This is a genomic window from Clostridioides sp. ES-S-0005-03 (assembly GCF_020658455.1).
Classification (GTDB): Bacteria; Bacillota; Clostridia; order Peptostreptococcales; family Peptostreptococcaceae; genus Clostridioides.
On the sequence record NZ_JACVWI010000001.1, the window covers coordinates 1,663,854 to 1,681,276 of the forward strand.

Here is a 17,423-nt window from a genome sequence, read left to right on the forward strand (position 1 = left end):
AAATTTATATTAAACAAACTTATGTAAATATACAAATAGGTGATAATTGCTACTCAATCTTATACTTTTAGGGGTAACTTTATGCTAAAACTATACTAAAAACACTTGATAACATTTTAATTTTTTCACACTTTATTCATCAAATATAACTATAAGTTTTAATTTAGTATTACTTTTTATACAGTATTTATGTCAGTAGATTATACTGAAAAAAATACTCTCTTATTAAATGAAACTTTTAAGCTTTTAACTTCTCTAATCTTTTCTTTTTAACTTTTAATATATATAAACAAGATAATATTCCTATTACTAAAATAGCTATTTGGAATATAAATGTATATGTGTACCCTTTATTACCATAAGTATCTATCCAATGCCCTATTAATGCAAATTGGAATACATCTGGTGAAAAACCTAAAGCTGCTGCTATACCTATAGTAGTAGCTGAATATTTAACTGGCACATTTACTTCCTCTTGAACTGCATAGTATATACCTTTTCCCATATAACCTAATATACCTACTACAAATGTTAATGCTATAAATAAAGTCATTGGCGTTGATGAAGGCAATACTAAGAATAAAACTATTACTACTATACCAAGTACATATATTGGTAAAAGCACTTTAGTAGGTGATTTTACTTTGTCTGCACAGTACCCTCCAAATGGAGCACCAAATAATTTTAATCCATGTTGTCTTATTATAGCCAATGCTCCAGATAGTGCAACTGAACCTCCAAGTACTGATGTTATATAAGGTGTAAAGTAAGACATTGTAACTGTAAATGAATATACACAGAATATACTTATACCTACTAACCAAGTATTTGGTGATTTTAAAACTACCATAAAGTCACTAGCAGCCATTTTTTCACTTTTACCTTCTTCTTTTTCTTCACTAATATCTACATCTTTAATTACAAACCATAATACTGGACACATTACTATAGATAATATTCCTAAAGATATCATTACCCATCTCATACCTAAAACAGGAGTTGAAAATAATGTATAAATATATAAGAATATAGCTCCCATTACTACTCCAGAAACTCCAACCATAGCTTCATTAAATCCATAAACTTTACCTTGATTTTCTTTTCCTATAACTCTAAGTATCTTTACCATAGAAGGGTAGTTCATAACTAATGATGTAATTGCACAACCTACCCAAGTTATGACAGCAAATGTATAGTTCATGTTAAATGCAAATAAAAATGATACTATTCCATTAAGAAATACAGAGCCTAAAATTATCTTTCTATAATCAAATCTATCTGCTAACCATCCTCCTATAGGAGCTCCAAATATATTACCTAATCCATAAATTGTAAGTAGAAAACCTAGTTGAGTATTTGAACACTGTAATGCTTTTAAAATTGGATCATACAATGTGTATTGGATAAATGGTATAATATAAACTAATTCCCAACATATAGCTATAATAACAAGTTGAATCATTAACTTTCCAAACTTTATCCCGTTCCCTTTTTCTCCCATAATTAAGCCCTCACTTTTAATATTTATTCACAAGCATAATTGAGTTCTTTTTTTATAACTTCTGCAAGTATTTTAATCCCTTCAACTATTTGCTCTTCTGACATTGTTGTATAATTAAGTCTCATAGTATTTTTTGGACCATTATTTGCAAAGAATGATTCTCCAGAAACATAGGCAACTCCAGCATCAATAGCTTTATCTAGTAAATTATCTACATTTATACTTTCAGGAAGTTCAACCCATATAAACATACCTCCATCTGGTTCTGTATATTTTGCTTCTTCTGGAAAATATTTTTTCATAGTTTCTAACATCAAGAAACATCTTTTTTTATACTCAGCTCTTATTTTTTCTACATGTTCATTTAAATTATACTTCTTTAAGTATTCTATTACCTGTACTTGAGAAAATTGATTTGATTGTAAATCGATACCTTGCTTTAAAAGTTCTGCTTTATCTATAATATCTATATTCCCACACATCCAAGCAACTCTAAATCCTGGACATAACACTTTTGAAAATGACCCTAGATATAGTACTTTATCTTTAGTATCAAGTGATTTAAGTGTAGGTAGTGGTTCTTGTGTAAATCTTATTTCTCCATAAGGATTATCTTCTATTACTATGACATCATACTTGTTTACAACTTCCATAAAATCTTTTCTTCTTTGTAAAGACCATGTTTTTCCTGTAGGATTTTGGAATGTTGGTATTACATATATAACCTTTATGTTTGAATTTTCAGATAATAATTTATCTAAATCTTCTGTTACCATTCCTTCTTCATCTGTATCTACTCCTAAAAAATCACATTCATAAGGTCTAAATGCATTTATTGCACCTAAGTAACTTGGATTTTCTGTAACTACTATATCTCCTTTTTCTAATAAAATCATAGCACTAAGAGCTATACCTTGTTGTGAACCAGTAGTTATTATAATATTTTCTGGTTTTGTTTCAATATTTTCTTCTTCTTTCATTCTCTTAGCTATTATTTCTAACAACTCATCTTCACCTTTAGTAGGTCCATAAGCTAAAGCAAATTTTCCTCTTTCATCAAGTACTTGCTTAGTTACTTCACTTATTTCTTTTATTGGAAATAAGTTTGGGTCAGGAAGTCCTGCTGCAAAAGATATAACAGTTCCACCACTTGCCACTTTTTGAGCTATCTTCTTTTGAGAGTCTCTTATAGCTGAAGCCTTTACCATATCCATTCTTTTTGCATATTTCATAATAATTCATCCCCTTTTAAATAATTTCTTATTGTGATGCTAAGCAGGCTAGTGCTATTGAATTTATTTTAATTTCGGCTGTATCAGAGCGTGAACCTAAAATTATTGGATTTGTTGCCCCCAAAACAATCCCTGCCCACTTAGCTTTATTGAATCTAAGCCATGACTTTCCTAATATGTTTCCTGCCTCTATATTTGGAAATACAAGTAAGTCAACATCGCCAGCAATATTACTTTCGATACCTTTATGCTTTGCTGCATATGCATCAAATGCAACATCAAAGGCTATTGGACCTTCTACTATACAATTTGGTATTTCTCCTAATTTTACCATCTCTACAAGTGAATTAGCATCTACTGTAGATTGTATTTTGGGGTCTACCATTTCATTTGCAGTAAGTATCGCAGTTTTAGGATTTTCCATACCTATACTCTTCATAGTAAGAAGTGAATTTATCAATATATCTTTTTTTTGATTTAAATTTGGAGATACATTTATACCACTATCTGTACAATAAAGAAGTTTGTGGTATTGAGGCAATTCATATACTGCAAGTAAACTTAAAAGTCTTCCTGTTCTAAGACCAAACTCTTTATTTAATATAGCTCTCATATAAACACTTGTATTTACTAACCCCTTCATAAGAACTTTAGCATCCTTATTTTTAACTACTTCTACAGCTTTTTTAACTGATTCATCAGGATTTTGACACCCTATTATTTCATATCCCTTTAGTCCAATCTCTTTTGATATATTTTCTATTTTATCTTTATTGCCTACGAGAATTGGTTTTATAAGATTTAAATCTGTTGCTGATTTTACAGCTTTTAACACTTCTTCATCTTCTGCAACAGCAACACTTACAATAACAGGTTTAAGCTTTTTAGCTTCTTCTAATAAATTATTAAAATCTTTTAACATATTTTTTCTCCTAAATATTAATAAGTTTTTGCCATTTCTTCTCCATTAAGTACTCTAAGAGCTCCAAGAGCAAGTGCTTCCATTTCCATCTCACCTGCCACTATCTCTACTGGTGCTAAATATGAAACTTTTTCCATTATTCCTTTAATCACCATTTCCGAATGCGATATTCCCCCTGTTAAAATAATTCTATCTATATCTCCAGAAAGTGATGCTCCATACATAGAAATTTCTTTAGCTGTTTGATAGATGAATGCATCCATTATAAGTTTAGCTTTTTCATCACCATCTTTAATTCTATTTTCAATTTCTATCATATCTTTTGTTCCTAAATAATCGTACATACCCCCAATTGAGCTTACTTTTGCAACCATTTCATCGTGAGTATATTTTCCTGAGTAGCATAATTCTATAAGAGGGTATGCAAGTAATCCTCCACTTCTTTCTGGCGAAAATGGACCATCAGACCTTCCACCACTTCCATCTATCATTTTTCCTTTTTTATGCGCTACAATTGATATTCCAGAACCTAGATGAGCTACAATAAAGTTATAATCTTCATATTTTCCACCTAGTTTTTGTGCTATTTTTCTTGATACAGCCTTATGATTTAGTGCATGCAGCCAGCTAGCTTTTTCTATATCTGATATACCTGTAATCCTTGATACATCATCAAATTCATCTACAGAAACTGGGTCTACTACAAATGATTGAACTCCTATTTCATCTGCTATAGTCTTAGCTAACAAGGCACCTAAGTTTGATGCATGTTCTCCATTTATTTCATTTCTCATGTCCTCAATCATTTCTTTACTTACAATATAGGTACCACCTTTTATAGCCTTCATAAGTCCACCACGACCCACTACTGCGTCAAAAGAATTTATATCATGATTTTCACTACTTAAAACATCCACTATTAATTGCTTTCTATAATCATATTCATCAAATACCTTGGAAAATTTTTTTAAATCTTCTCTTGTATGAGTTATATTTTTTTTCAAAACTTCATCTTTATCTTGAAATACAGAAATCTTTGTAGATGTACCACCAGGATTAATTACTAAAATTTTCACTTCAACGCCTCCTCGGTTTCATACTGTAGAACGTCGTTCTGTTAATTTCTTAAAAATTTTTGTCGTCCTATTACTCAGAACGACGTTCTATATTTTATTAATTAAATACTAACACATAAAAATGAGTATTTCAATAATAATTTTAAATATTTAAAATATTCACTCATAGTCATATCCAGCTTCAAATGCTTCTACATTTTTGGCATTAAACTTTCCTTTACCTTGATTTTCAAAGTATTCACACATACCACTTTCAAATTCTTCTTTTGTGAATAAATCTAAATTCTTCACCATAGCACCTAACATACAAATATTAGCAGATTTTTCATTACCTAAATTTTGAGCTATTTCAGTAACAGGTACTTTTATAACATTAATATCTTCTCTATATTTTCTATCCTTATTTACTAGTGATTCATTGACAAACATATAACCATTTGCTTTCATTAAACTCTCATACTTATCTACTGATACACTATTCATTCCCAATAAGATATCTGGATTTTTTACACAAGGATTTGCAATTTTTTCATCACTTACAACAACATTACAATTTGCACTTCCTCCTCTCATCTCATTTCCATAAGATGGGAACCATGTAATCTTCTTTTCTGCCTTATATGCAACATACATTATAATTTTTCCTGCTGTAAGAACTCCCTGTCCTCCAAAACCAGCACATATAATTTCATTTAACATATTATTTCCTCCCTAATCAATAAATTCTCCAAGTGGATACTTTGGAACAAGTTCGTTTTCTATTCTCTTCATAGCATCTACTGGCTTTAATCCCCAGTTTGTTGGACATGGTACAAGTATTTCTATTAAGCAAAAGCCCTTTTTATCTTTTTGTTTTTCAAGTGCTTTTTTGATATATCTTTTTGTTGTATTTATTTCTTTAGGGTTAGTTATTGTTCCTCTTGCCAAATATGCTATATCTAAATTTCCCATAACTTTTACAACATCAAATGTTGAGCCATGGTCTTCATATGTTCTACCTGCTGGAGTAGAAGCTGTATGTTGACCTTGTACAGTAGTTGGAGCCATTTGCCCACCTGTCATTGCAAACATATTATTATTCATAACTAAAAATATTACATTATCATTTCTAGTAGCAGCTGACATAGTTTCTCCAAGCCCTATTGCATAAGCTCCACCATCTCCAGCTATTGTAAATATATATTTATCTGGTCTAACTCTTTTCATAGCTGCCATAGCTGCACCCATTTTACCATGAGGAGGAACAACAACATCTACATTCATACTAAATTGAAACATATGATTACATCCTATATCTGAGCATATAATCGTATCTTGACATATATTCATTTCTGTTAATACTTCTCCAATAATTCTATCGACTATAGAGTGTCCACAGCCTCCACAGAACATATTTTCACACATCATTATTGCTGGTGCTTTTTTAGCCATAATTAAAATACCTCCTCTTGCTTAGCTTTTCCATCTATAATCTCTTGAGCAAAATCTATTAATTGATTTACTTCTGCCATATATTGAGCTGTTGCTACTGAATATACTGGGAATCTATTATTACATGCTATAATTACATCTTCCTTCATTTGTGCCATCATATTCATTTCAACTGTTACAAGCCCTTTTAATGAATCTTTTAATTTTTTAAAAGCTTTTCTTGGGTAAGGCCACAATGTTTTTGGTCTTATTAATCCAAGTTTTATACCTCTTGCTCTTGCATCTCTAACTGCGCCTTCTGCTATTCTTGAAGAAATTCCATATGCAACAAATACCACATCTGCATCTTCTATCTCTATTTCTTCCCATCTTTGTTCATTTTCTTGAACTTTTCTCATTTTTTCTATATAACCTTTTTGCCATGTATCTTGGTCCTCAAAATATGTTATATCAGTTATTACTTTATTTTTTTCTCCGACAGGAGTTCCTTTTGCTGCCCATGGAGCTTTATCCTTATCATATTCTTTCATTGGTGGTGCTATACAAGGTTCTACCATTTGACCTATTGTAGCATCAGAAAGTATAAGTACTGGATGCATATATTTTTCAGCTAATTCAAAAGACTCATATGCCATATCCATATTTTCTTGAACACTATTAGGTGCTAATACAATTAAATGATAATCTCCATTTCCTCCACCTTTTACAGCTTGCCAGTAATTATCTTGACCAGCTCCTATAAATCCATCTCCTATACCATATCTCTGTACACATGCTACAACTGCTGGTAAACCAGCTGATACCCAATATGCAATTCCTTCTTGTTTTAATGAAAATCCAGGTCCAGATGAAGATGTCATAGCTCTTGCTCCAAGTGCACTTGCCCCCATAACCATATTTACGCTGGCTATTTCAGATTCACCTTGAATAAATACTCCTCCAACCTCTTTTTGTCTCCAAGCCATCATTTCTAATATTTCTGATTGTGGTGTTATTGGATAACCTGCATAAAATCTACATCCACCACGTATAGCTCCTTCTGCTAAGGCTTCATTTCCCTTAATTAATAAACTTTGCATACGTTTTCTCCCTTCCAATAAAAAGTTATTTATAATATCTCAAATACTAAATCAGGACACATTGTATAACAAGCGCCACATTGAACACACTTTTCTTCATCGACTTTGACTGTTACAAAGCCTTTTTTATTTGTGTAATCAGAAAGACTTATTGCTTCTTTTTTGCAAGCTTCAATACAAAGATAACACCCCTTACATCTTTCAACACTCAACTTGACTTTTTCCATTTTTCAAATCTCCCCTCTTATGTAGTAATTTTTTTACCTAATTTTAAATATATAATATTCATGTGGGTTTATTATATATATATTTTATTATTGTTCTATTCTTTAGAACACTGTTCTGTTTTGTATTGCTTAATTAAAAGATATCACATTCGCTTATATATTTCAATAATTTTTTCAATTTTAAAAATATTTAATTTTTATATTCAATAAAAAAGAGACCATATCTAAACTGGTATTTACAAATAACAATTTAAATTTAGTCTCTTTTTATTATTCAAATTTATTTCTTAAAATTATCTAAAAAGTTCAGATATGCTCTTTGCAGTTTCTATAACCCTTTTAATTTTATATTCAAAGTCTCCTTCTCGCATCCTTATAGTAGGACCTGATAGACTTATTGCTGCTATAGCTTTATTGTTTTTATCCAAAATAGGTGCTCCAATACAAGTTAAACCATGTTCTAGTTCTTGGTCATCTAGAGCATATCCTTGCTCTTTTATTTTTGCCAAAAAAATCATCATATCATCCCAATTATCAATTGTATGTTCTGTATATTTGTGTATTGGAGTTTTTCTGTATTTTTCAAAATCTATAGAATCATTAAATGCCATAAGACATTTCCCAACCGCTGAACAATAACATTCGCTACTAGAACCAACTGACGGATTTACTGAGAGTAATTGATTTGAACCATATTCTTTATGTATTATGATACTTCTTGGAGAATCTTGAGCTCTTTCTTCTAGTATAGACACATTCACCACTTCGTTAAATTCTTGATTTAATTTTTTCGTATATGGTTTTACTATTTCAGTCAATGACATCTGTTCTCCCACAACCATACCTATTGCATATAAATTTATTCCCAACCAATACTTACCATTCTCAGTGTTTTGTATAACAAAACCTTTGTTTTCAAGAGTTACTAAAGTTCTATGTATAGTACTCTTATATACTCCCATAATCTTACTTATTTCAGTTATTCCCATTTCTCTCTTTTCATGATATAATAGCAAAATTATGTCTAGGGCTCTATCTAATGCATTTATTATTTCTCCCATATACAAGTACTCCTCCTGCGAATATTAAGCGTTTATTCAACACTATACTAAATATTATATATTAAAATTACAAAATTATCTATTTATCTTAATTATATTTTATAAAACAAAAATATTATACTTATTTAACAAAATAAAGAGTCATACTAAGTATATGTTCCTTATTTTGACTTTTAATAGTACTCTACTGTTATATTTTTACCAACTCTAGATAATAATATATATATAATTATACAGCATATTTATTTTTATACAAGTCTAATAATGAGGTGAAATAATGGATAATTTAAAAGAGACATTGTTAAATGAACTAGATAATTTTAAAGAATATTCTTTAAAATTATTAAATGGAGAAATAAATAAAATGCAATACAAAGGATTTTCTGGTGGATATGGAGTTTATGCTCAAAGAGACAAAAAATCATTTATGATAAGACTTCGAGTATCTGCTGGGGTATTGTCGAAATCTCAACTTAAAAAAATTTACCAAATGGCTACCAAACATAAGCTAGATAAGATACACTTAACAACTAGACAAGCTATACAATTACATGACTTGTCTATAGACTCTATAGTTGATATTATGGAAGAGGGAATAAAAAATGATATCTTCACTAGAGGCGGTGGTGGTAACTATCCTAGAAATGTAGGCTTATCTCCATTATCAGGAGTTGACCCTGACGAAGCTTTTGATGTTACCCCTTATGCAGTTGCTACTGATAAATATTTTATCAAAAATGCTACTACATATCACTTACCTAGGAAACTAAAAGTTTCCTATTCTAGTTGTTACACAGATTCTGCCCATTGTAGTATACAAGACTTAGGATTTGTAGCTACTCTAAAAAATGGCAAACCATATTTTAGAGTTTTCTTAGGTGGAGGTTTAGGTAAACAACCTAAAGTTGCTTTAGAACTTGATGAAGTTATAAAACCTAAAGATGCATTATATTGTGTAGAAGGAATGATTAAATTCTTTATGGCTTATGGTAATTATGAAAATAAAAACAAAGCTAGGGTTAGATATATGGTTGAAACGCTTGGAGAAAATATGTTTTTAGAAAAATTTAAAGAATACTATAAATTAGAAAAAGAAAAAGGTAATCTTGAACTTAATGTTGAACAAATTGACTATTCTAAACCTGGAATTAAGATAGATTTACATGACTCTAGATTAATCCATCAAAAACAATCTGGCTTATATACTGTATATATACATCCAATTGGAGGTCTATTATCTACTAAAGATTTAAAATTTTTACTTCAAGAGTTAGATAATATTAAAAATCCTATGATTAGATTAGGTATGACAGAAGGCTTGTACATTCTAAATTTAGATGGAAATGAGGCAAAAAGGATATTAGAAATAAGCAAGACTATTAGTTGTAACTCTCAATTAGAACAGAGTATCTCCTGCATAGGTGTTCCTATTTGTCAGATGGGTATACAAAATAGCCAAAAAATATTACATGAGATAATAGATTATTTTAGATTACAAAACAATGAAGAAGTTTTAAGTAAAGCTCCTAAACTGTATATTTCAGGATGTCTAAATTCATGTGGTGTTCACCAAATTGGTAGCATAGGATTATGTGGTAAAAAGAAAAATGTCAATGGAGTATCTACTGATGCATTTGAATTATTTGTTGGAGGTAGTTTTGAAATAGGTAAGACTAGACTAGGAAAATCTCTAGGAGATTTTAAGGCTAGTGACATTCCTAAAATGCTTTATGAAATAGCTGAGGTTTCATCAGAAAATTTTTATGAATGGATAGATTCAAATGATGATTTATTAAATAAAATAATTGATAAGTATAAAATATGACTTAACATAAATGATTATAAAAAATGAGATAGCTTATAACTATCTCATTTTTTACAATCGTTTATGTTTTTATACTATTTATAAACTATTTTAGATAAATCACAAATTTCTAACATAGTATCATATATTTGTTTAAGTAGACCAAGTCTGTTATTTTTAATTGCTTCATCATTATCCATAACCATAACTGAATCAAATAGGTTATCAACTACAGGTCTTAAAGATGCAAACTCATCTAAAGCAGTACCGTATTTCTTATCTTTTAATAATTCTTTTACTCTTACTTTTACTTGCTTAAATTCATTATAAAGCTTAATTTCAGCATCTTCTTTTAATAGACTTTCATCAACCTTATCACATTCTGCTTTCTGAGCCAAAGTAGAAACTCTATTAAATGCAGTAAGCATTTCCACTAATTCATCTTTTTCTAGCCAATTATTAAGCTCTAAAGCTCTCATATGCATATCAGAAATATCATTTATATCAGAACTTAAAACAGCATCAACAACATCATATCTTATACCTAAATCTTTAAATAGATTTTTTACTCTTTCATTAAAGAAGTTCATTATTTGTTCAACAACATCTTCTTTATTAAAATCTAAGTTAGAATAATTATCTAAAGCATGTTCAATAAGTACTTTTAAGTCTACAGCTACTTTTCTATCCATAAGTATACTAAGTATACCTAAAGCTTGTCTTCTTAAAGCATATGGGTCTTGAGAACCTGTTGGTTGTATTCCTATAGCAAAAAATCCTGCTATTGAATCTAATTTATCAGCTATTGATAAAGCTACCCCTGCATTAGTTTTAGGAAGAATATCTCCTGCAAATCTTGGTAAATAATGTTCAAAAATAGCTTCACTTACAACATCATTTTCTCCTCCAACCTTCGCATATTCTTTTCCCATAAAACCTTGTAATTCATCAAATTCTCCTACCATTCCAGTAACTAAATCTGCTTTAGATAATTTAGCAGCTCTCATAGTGTCTGCCTTTTCATCTGCTAATCCTAAACTATCAAGTATATCAGCACTTAGTTTTTCAAGTCTTAAAGTTTTGTCATAAATAGTACCCAATTTTACTTGGAAAACAACAGTTTTTAATTTTTCTATGTAGCTTTCTAAGTTTCTCTTAGTATCTTCTCTATAGAAAAATAAAGCATCAGCAAGTCTTGCTTCTAAAACTTTTTCATTTCCAGCTTTAACATTATCTATTCTGTAAGAATCTCCATTTCTAACAGCTATAAAGTTAGGTAACAGTTTTCCTTCTTTAAGAACTGGGAAATATCTTTGATGTTGTTTCATAGGAGTTATGACAACTTCTTTTGGTAGTTTTATATAATCTGTATCAAATTCGCCATAAAAAGCAGTTGGATATTCAACTAAGTAAGTTACTTCTTCAAGTAAATCTTCATCAAACTCAACTTCGCCACCTAAAGAATTGGCTACTTCTATACATTGTTTTCTTATAATTTCTTTTCTCTTATTTTGGTCTAAAACTATATAATTTTTCTCTAATTTTTCAAAATATTCTTCTATAGAATTAACTTCTATTGTACTTTCTCCTAAGAATCTATGCCCTTTTGTTACATTAGAAGATATTATTCCTTCTAAATCAAATTCTAATACCTTATCATTTAACAATGTAACTATCCATCTTATAGGTCTTGCAAATTTTAGGTTTTTTCCTCCCCAACGCATAGCTTTTGGAAATACTACAGATTTTATAGTTTCTGGTAATATCTCTTTTAACACTTCTGAAGTGTCTTTCCCAGCTTGCTTTATAGTAGCAAAAATATATTCATCTTTTCCAACTTGTTTAAAATATATATCAGATTCGCTTAATCCTTTACTTTTTATAAATCCTAAAGCTGGTTTTGTGAAATTATTGTCTTCATCAACAGCAATCTTCTTAGCTGGACCTTTTATTTCTTCTTCTAAATCACTTTGCTTATCACTTAAACCTTCAACTACTAAAGTCAATCTTCTTGGTGTTCCATAGGCATCTATTTTATTAAAAGATATTCTATTTTCCTCAAATAATTTATTAAGATTGTTTTTTAATTGTTCTAGTGTACTACCCATAAATCTTGATGGCATTTCTTCAACACCGATTTCAAATAAAAGATAATTTTTCATTATTTGTCACCGTCCTTTAAAAGAGGGAATCCCATTTCTTCTCTTTGTTTTACAAAAGTTTCTGCAACAGTTTTTGCCATATTTCTAACTCTACCTATAAATGAAGCTCTTTGACTAACACCTATTGCTCCTCTTGCATCCAATGTATTAAATGCATGAGAACATTTTAATACATAATCATATGAAGGTATTACAAGACCACTTTCCATAAGTCTTAATGCTTCTTTTTCATATATATCAAACAGATTAAACAACATATCTGCATCACATAATTCAAACGCATACACTGAATTTTCATACTCAGCTTTATTAAACACTTCGCCATAAGTTATTTTATCATTCCATTTTAAATCATAAACACTATCAACTTCTTGAATGTACATAGCTAATCTTTCTAACCCATATGTAATTTCTCCTGTCTCAAGCTCACATTCAATATTACCTACTTGTTGGAAGTATGTAAATTGAGTTATTTCCATACCATCTAACCAAACTTCCCATCCAAGTCCCCAAGCACCAACTGTGGCAGCTTCCCAGTTGTCTTCAACAAATCTTATGTCATGTTCACTTGGGTCAATTCCAATTTCTTTTAAGCTCTCTAAATACAATTCTTGTATATTATCTGGAGATGGCTTTAGTATAACTTGGAATTGATGATGTTGATATAATCTGTTTGGGTTTTCACCATATCTTCCATCTGCTGGTCTTCTTGAAGGCTCTACATAGCATACTTGCCAAGGCTCAGGTCCTAATGATCTTAAAAAAGTATTAGGATTCATAGTTCCAGCACCTTTTTCAACATCGTAAGGTTGCATCATGATACAACCTTGCTTTGACCAGTATTTTTGCAATGCCAGTATCATTTCTTGAAAATTCATAAAAATCCCTCCTATAACAATAAAGCCTCTCGTCTACACGAAAGGCTATTTTAATAGTTCTTCTACAACTTTTAGAATATCAAATTCTATAAAATTTGTCAATGTTAGTGATAATTCTTATAATTATCTTCTTTTCATTTTTTAAAAGTCACTTTATATCTATTTATTTTCGTCTTCGTTTTCATTATTCTTTTCAGATTCTTCTTTCATTAGATCAGCAGTTACATCTTTATCATCTTCTTTTTTATCAACTACTACATCTTTTACATCTTTGGCTGCATTAGTTATCATATTCTTCAAAACATGAAGTTTTTCTTCATTTAATTCACCTAAGTCTACAACTTCACCATCTTCTTCATTTTGAACTTTTATACGATATTTACTTATAACAGCAGCTGATAAACCAACTAGAGTAGCTAATGGTACAAAAGCTAATCCAACAACTCCTACTGTTAAAGGAATATTCATCATAGTTTTTCCATCTTTTTCAACTATTACTCTTACAACACTACTTTTTTTAAGAAGTTCTTTTAATTGATATTTTATATTTTCTCCATCTTTACCAAATACTTCTTCCATAGTTTCTTTAGCAGATTTAGCTTTACAATTACAAGTATTCTTTTTATTTTCTAAATATATTACTGCCTCAATTACATCTCCATTACATTCCACTAATGCTTCTTTTGCTTCTGCATAAGTTGCTCCTGGAACTCTTTCAAAGACTGAATCAACCATTTCAATAGTTATATTACTACTCATTATTATCCACTCCCTTATTGTTTTTTACACTTTGCAATACGTGTAATGATTTTAGATTAATATTATCAACATAAACTTTCAAATATTTTTCTAGTATATTTTCGAGTTCATGTGTTATATATTTTGATACTTTAGCTTTGCTACATGTTAAAATATCATTCCTTAATACATATTCCATGAGACTAACAGTTGTTAAATCCAGTTTTATATTATTATCAAAAAGTGTATTACACTTACTACATAGTATACCACCTTCATAAACATTAAACATAGAATTTTGCAAAATTTTACTTCCGCAATTAATACATTTATTTACTATTGGTTTAAATCCTATATAGTCCAAGAACTTTAACTCAAATGCAGCTGTTACAAATCTATTATCTGTATTTTCTTGTGTATATAAATACAGCGTCTGTGCAAGTAATATAAATAACCTATTATTAGTCTGATTTTCAAGTATAGAATTTTCAACTAATTTTGTAATATATGTAGCATAAGAAAATGCCTCTATATCGTAGGATATATTATAAAAACTCTTTATGATTTCACTTTGAGTAACCTTGTACATATTTCCTTGTTTTTTTAAAGTAAAATTGCTATAAGAAAATAACTGTGATGATGAAAGTAAAGAGCTCTTATTTTTTTTAGCTCCTTTTGCTATTGCAGATACTTTTCCAAGCTTTCTCGTAAACAGAGTAAGTATTATATCACTTTCCTTGTACCTTATAGCTTTAAGTACTATCCCCTGGGTGTTCAGGATTATCATCGTCTTCTTTTTTCTCCCTTACTTCTTCGACTTCTTCACTTAGGTTTTTGCAATCACAGAAGTATAGATATGCATCTATACTGCCTGTTTTTTTAAAAACTTCCCAACTGATATTGTTCATTTTTAAAAAACCCCCTTCTTACATTTATACTTATATTTTTAGTAAGAAGAGGATAAATCATACATAAAGTTATTAAACAATTTTTGACAATAACGCTGTCGTTATTATAAAATAAACTGCTATACCAGTTATATCAAGAGCTGTAGATATAATTGGTGATGAAACTGTAGATGGATCTGCATCCATCTTTTTTAATAAAACAGGCATAAATGCACCTATTGTTGCACCCAAAACCATATTTATAAATAATGATATTGAAACAATTAATACAATGTCTAATTTTTTCATAACAAAGTAAATTACAATACCTGTTATTATACTACACAAAAGACCTGTAATAATTCCTACAATACCTTCTCTTACCACATTGCTAAAATTCAAATCTTTATTAGACAGTGTTATTACTGTAACAGAAGATGATTGTGTTCCAATATTACCACCCATACCTATTACTACAGGTATAAAAAATACCAGTGGAGCATATATAGGGTTCATTATATAATCTAAATTAGAAAGTATTAGAGAAGCCAATAGACCTCCAATTAATGTAATAATTAACCATGGCAGTCTACCTCTAAGAGCTGATATTGTCTGCTCTTTCAATGTAGGATTTTCCTTTTCAGCAACTTCTCTTTCATGCTCTGAACTTCCTGCAAATTTATACATATCTTCAGTTGCTTCTTCTTCCATAACATCTATTATATCATCTACTGTTATTATCCCTTTTAACTTTTCTTGTCTATCTACTACTGGAATTGCTATTAAATTGTATTTCGATACTAACCTAACCGCTTCTTCTCTATCTTCATCTACATAAACAGAAATTATATTTTCACTCATTAAATCTTCTACTATATTTGCATCTCTCGCTATTATTAGCTCTCTTAAAGATAATACTCCAACTAGCTTTTCTTCATCATCAACTACATATATATAATAAATAGTCTCAGCTTCATCAGCTTCTTCTCTCATATGTTCTATTGCCTCAAGAGCTGTCATATCTTTATTTATAGAAATATATCCAGTGGTCATTGTTCCACCTGCAGAGTCTTCATCATAGAATAATAATTCTTTTACATAGTCAGCGTTTTCTTGATTTAAAAGATTTATTATATGTTCTCTTTCTTCTTCTTCAAGTTCACTAAGTTTATCTGCCATGTCTCCAAGAGACATAAGTTCAAGTATGTTTTTTGCATGTTCTACATCTAACTTAGATAAAATACTAATAAAAAACTCTACACTACCTTCTTCTAATATAGAAGATGCCATATCTAGAGGAAGTACTTCAAACAGTTGAATTTTCATGTCTTCCTCTAAATTTTCCATTATATCGAATATATCAATTATATGATATTCCTCTATTAATTCTCTTAACTCCAATACTTTATTATTATCAATTAATGATTTTACTTCATATAATAAATCTTGGGAAGCATCCAGTTTCCTATCCATATAACCCACCTTTATTTATCATTATATCCAAAATTATTTATATAATTTTGTAAATTTCTCCAATTTTCTTTAACCTTAACCCATAACTGGAGATTTATTTGTGAACCTAAAAGTAATTCTATATCTTGTCTTGCTGATTTACCTATTCCTTTTAGTTTCCTACCATTCTTTCCTATTATTATTCCCTTATGTGAATCTCTTTCACAATATATTACAGCAGATACATCTACTATTTCTTTATCATTTCTTGCTTTCATTTTTTCAATTTCAACAGCTACACCATGAGGTATTTCATCATTAAGATAATGAAGAACTTTTTCTCTTATAAGTTCTGCTATTAATACTCTCTCTGGTTGATCTGTAATCATATAATCTGGAAAATACTTTGGTCCTTCTTCTAAGTAATTTTGTATAACTTTTATTAGAGTATCTGTATTTTTTCCTTTTAACGCTGATATTGGTACTATCTCTTTGAAAATACCTTCTCTATCATACATTTTTATTATATCAAATAATTCATCTTTTTGACCTAGTTGGTCTATTTTATTTACAACTAGAATTATTGGTGTCTTAACAGATTTTAAATCCTCTATTATTTTTCTGTCTCCAGGACCTATTTTTTTAGAATCATCAACTACAAATAATATTAAATCTACATTTTTAAAAGCTTCTGTTGCTGCCTTTACCATGAATTCACCTAATTTATTTTTAGGTTTGTGAATACCTGGTGTATCTAAAAATACTATTTGAGTTTCTTCATCTGTATAGACTGCTTGTATTGTATTTCTTGTAGTCTGAGGTTTATCACTCATTATAGCTATCTTTTCCCCTACTACATTATTCATTAAAGTAGATTTCCCTACATTTGGTCTACCTACTATACTGACAAATCCTGATTTGAACATTAACTGTCTCCTAACTTTTATCTTCTTGTATTTAATTGCTTTAAATT

The 17,423-nt window shown here is 29.6% G+C and carries 17 protein-coding genes; 1 reads left to right on the forward strand and 16 read right to left on the reverse strand.

From position 1 onward, the window contains the following. Window positions 1–238: 238 nt before the first annotated feature. From IC218_RS07690 to IC218_RS07730, 9 genes are all read right to left on the reverse strand, one after another. Window positions 239–1,501: an MFS transporter gene (locus tag IC218_RS07690; RefSeq protein WP_227432612.1), complete on the reverse strand. Its 1,263-nt coding sequence runs from the start codon at window positions 1,499–1,501 to the stop codon at window positions 239–241. Window positions 1,502–1,524: 23 nt separating this feature from the next. Further along, window positions 1,525–2,733: a PLP-dependent aminotransferase family protein gene (locus IC218_RS07695; protein WP_227432611.1), complete on the reverse strand. Its 1,209-nt coding sequence runs from the start codon at window positions 2,731–2,733 to the stop codon at window positions 1,525–1,527. Window positions 2,734–2,761: 28 nt separating this feature from the next. Then, window positions 2,762–3,655, reverse strand: coding sequence for a bifunctional enoyl-CoA hydratase/phosphate acetyltransferase (locus IC218_RS07700; RefSeq protein ID WP_227432610.1), 894 nt, complete (start codon window positions 3,653–3,655; stop codon window positions 2,762–2,764). Window positions 3,656–3,672: 17 nt separating this feature from the next. Further along, complete coding sequence (buk, locus tag IC218_RS07705; RefSeq protein ID WP_227482834.1) at window positions 3,673–4,731, reverse strand: butyrate kinase; 1,059 nt, start codon at window positions 4,729–4,731, stop codon at window positions 3,673–3,675. 159 nt (window positions 4,732–4,890) lie between these two features. Then, window positions 4,891–5,430, reverse strand: a complete 540-nt coding sequence (locus tag IC218_RS07710; RefSeq protein WP_227432608.1) for a 2-oxoacid:acceptor oxidoreductase family protein — start codon at window positions 5,428–5,430, stop codon at window positions 4,891–4,893. A gap of 12 nt (window positions 5,431–5,442) precedes the next feature. Then, complete coding sequence (locus IC218_RS07715) at window positions 5,443–6,162, reverse strand: thiamine pyrophosphate-dependent enzyme (RefSeq protein WP_227432607.1); 720 nt, start codon at window positions 6,160–6,162, stop codon at window positions 5,443–5,445. A gap of 2 nt (window positions 6,163–6,164) precedes the next feature. Next, window positions 6,165–7,241 (reverse strand): 3-methyl-2-oxobutanoate dehydrogenase subunit VorB, encoded by a 1,077-nt coding sequence (gene vorB, locus IC218_RS07720; protein ID WP_227432606.1) that lies wholly within the window; start codon window positions 7,239–7,241, stop codon window positions 6,165–6,167. Between the two features lie 29 nt (window positions 7,242–7,270). Beyond that, window positions 7,271–7,468, reverse strand: coding sequence for a 4Fe-4S dicluster domain-containing protein (locus IC218_RS07725; protein ID WP_227432605.1), 198 nt, complete (start codon window positions 7,466–7,468; stop codon window positions 7,271–7,273). Between the two features lie 293 nt (window positions 7,469–7,761). Continuing rightward, window positions 7,762–8,529: an IclR family transcriptional regulator gene (locus IC218_RS07730; RefSeq protein ID WP_227432604.1), complete on the reverse strand. Its 768-nt coding sequence runs from the start codon at window positions 8,527–8,529 to the stop codon at window positions 7,762–7,764. Between the two features lie 277 nt (window positions 8,530–8,806). On the opposite strand from IC218_RS07730, the gene IC218_RS07735 reads away from it, so the two are divergent. After that, entirely contained in the window at window positions 8,807–10,354 is a 1,548-nt protein-coding gene (locus IC218_RS07735) for a nitrite/sulfite reductase (protein WP_227432603.1), read from the forward strand. 74 nt (window positions 10,355–10,428) lie between these two features. Here IC218_RS07735 and glyS read toward each other — a convergent pair whose 3' ends face one another. The 7 genes from glyS to era all read right to left on the reverse strand — a co-directional run bounded on the left by glyS (window position 10,429) and on the right by era (window position 17,376). Further along, complete coding sequence (gene glyS, locus IC218_RS07740; RefSeq protein ID WP_227824173.1) at window positions 10,429–12,495, reverse strand: glycine--tRNA ligase subunit beta; 2,067 nt, start codon at window positions 12,493–12,495, stop codon at window positions 10,429–10,431. Beyond that, window positions 12,495–13,373, reverse strand: coding sequence for a glycine--tRNA ligase subunit alpha (glyQ, locus tag IC218_RS07745; protein WP_227432601.1), 879 nt, complete (start codon window positions 13,371–13,373; stop codon window positions 12,495–12,497). Before glyQ ends, glyS begins: the two co-directional genes overlap by 1 nt. Window positions 13,374–13,532: 159 nt before the next feature. Further along, a complete protein-coding gene (locus IC218_RS07750) occupies window positions 13,533–14,132 on the reverse strand; it encodes a DUF4342 domain-containing protein (RefSeq protein ID WP_227432600.1) in 600 nt (199 codons plus the stop codon). Beyond that, window positions 14,125–14,898 carry a DNA repair protein RecO gene (recO, locus tag IC218_RS07755; protein WP_227432599.1) on the reverse strand — a complete coding sequence of 258 codons (774 nt, stop codon included), beginning with the start codon at window positions 14,896–14,898 and terminating at the stop codon, window positions 14,125–14,127. The genes IC218_RS07750 and recO overlap by 8 nt, the downstream gene beginning before the upstream one ends. Then, window positions 14,864–15,019, reverse strand: a complete 156-nt coding sequence (locus IC218_RS07760) for a YqzL family protein (RefSeq protein ID WP_227432598.1) — start codon at window positions 15,017–15,019, stop codon at window positions 14,864–14,866. Before IC218_RS07760 ends, recO begins: the two co-directional genes overlap by 35 nt. 72 nt (window positions 15,020–15,091) lie before the next feature. Then, the gene (gene mgtE, locus IC218_RS07765) at window positions 15,092–16,471 is read right to left on the reverse strand and encodes a magnesium transporter (protein ID WP_227432597.1); all 1,380 of its coding nucleotides are present in this window, start codon (window positions 16,469–16,471) and stop codon (window positions 15,092–15,094) included. A gap of 11 nt (window positions 16,472–16,482) precedes the next feature. Continuing rightward, a complete protein-coding gene (gene era / locus IC218_RS07770) occupies window positions 16,483–17,376 on the reverse strand; it encodes a GTPase Era (protein WP_227432596.1) in 894 nt (297 codons plus the stop codon). Between the last annotated feature and the right edge of the window lie 47 nt (window positions 17,377–17,423).

Bases quoted from the DNA above. Each gene is read 5' to 3' on its own strand.
- recO (WP_227432599.1), bottom strand. From the start codon at position 14,898: ATGATAATCCTGAACACCCAGGGGATAGTACTTAAAGCTATAAGGTAC.
- glyS (WP_227824173.1), bottom strand. From the start codon at position 12,495: ATGAAAAATTATCTTTTATTTGAAATCGGTGTTGAAGAAATGCCATCA.
- IC218_RS07695 (WP_227432611.1), bottom strand. From the start codon at position 2,733: ATGAAATATGCAAAAAGAATGGATATGGTAAAGGCTTCAGCTATAAGA.
- IC218_RS07690 (WP_227432612.1), bottom strand. From the start codon at position 1,501: ATGGGAGAAAAAGGGAACGGGATAAAGTTTGGAAAGTTAATGATTCAA.
- IC218_RS07700 (WP_227432610.1), bottom strand. From the start codon at position 3,655: ATGTTAAAAGATTTTAATAATTTATTAGAAGAAGCTAAAAAGCTTAAA.
- IC218_RS07725 (WP_227432605.1), bottom strand. From the start codon at position 7,468: ATGGAAAAAGTCAAGTTGAGTGTTGAAAGATGTAAGGGGTGTTATCTT.
- IC218_RS07760 (WP_227432598.1), bottom strand. From the start codon at position 15,019: ATGAACAATATCAGTTGGGAAGTTTTTAAAAAAACAGGCAGTATAGAT.
- IC218_RS07710 (WP_227432608.1), bottom strand. From the start codon at position 5,430: ATGTTAAATGAAATTATATGTGCTGGTTTTGGAGGACAGGGAGTTCTT.
- IC218_RS07735 (WP_227432603.1), top strand. From the start codon at position 8,807: ATGGATAATTTAAAAGAGACATTGTTAAATGAACTAGATAATTTTAAA.
- IC218_RS07750 (WP_227432600.1), bottom strand. From the start codon at position 14,132: ATGAGTAGTAATATAACTATTGAAATGGTTGATTCAGTCTTTGAAAGA.
- IC218_RS07715 (WP_227432607.1), bottom strand. From the start codon at position 6,162: ATGGCTAAAAAAGCACCAGCAATAATGATGTGTGAAAATATGTTCTGT.
- vorB (WP_227432606.1), bottom strand. From the start codon at position 7,241: ATGCAAAGTTTATTAATTAAGGGAAATGAAGCCTTAGCAGAAGGAGCT.
- IC218_RS07730 (WP_227432604.1), bottom strand. From the start codon at position 8,529: ATGGGAGAAATAATAAATGCATTAGATAGAGCCCTAGACATAATTTTG.
- era (WP_227432596.1), bottom strand. From the start codon at position 17,376: ATGTTCAAATCAGGATTTGTCAGTATAGTAGGTAGACCAAATGTAGGG.
- glyQ (WP_227432601.1), bottom strand. From the start codon at position 13,373: ATGAATTTTCAAGAAATGATACTGGCATTGCAAAAATACTGGTCAAAG.
- mgtE (WP_227432597.1), bottom strand. From the start codon at position 16,471: ATGGATAGGAAACTGGATGCTTCCCAAGATTTATTATATGAAGTAAAA.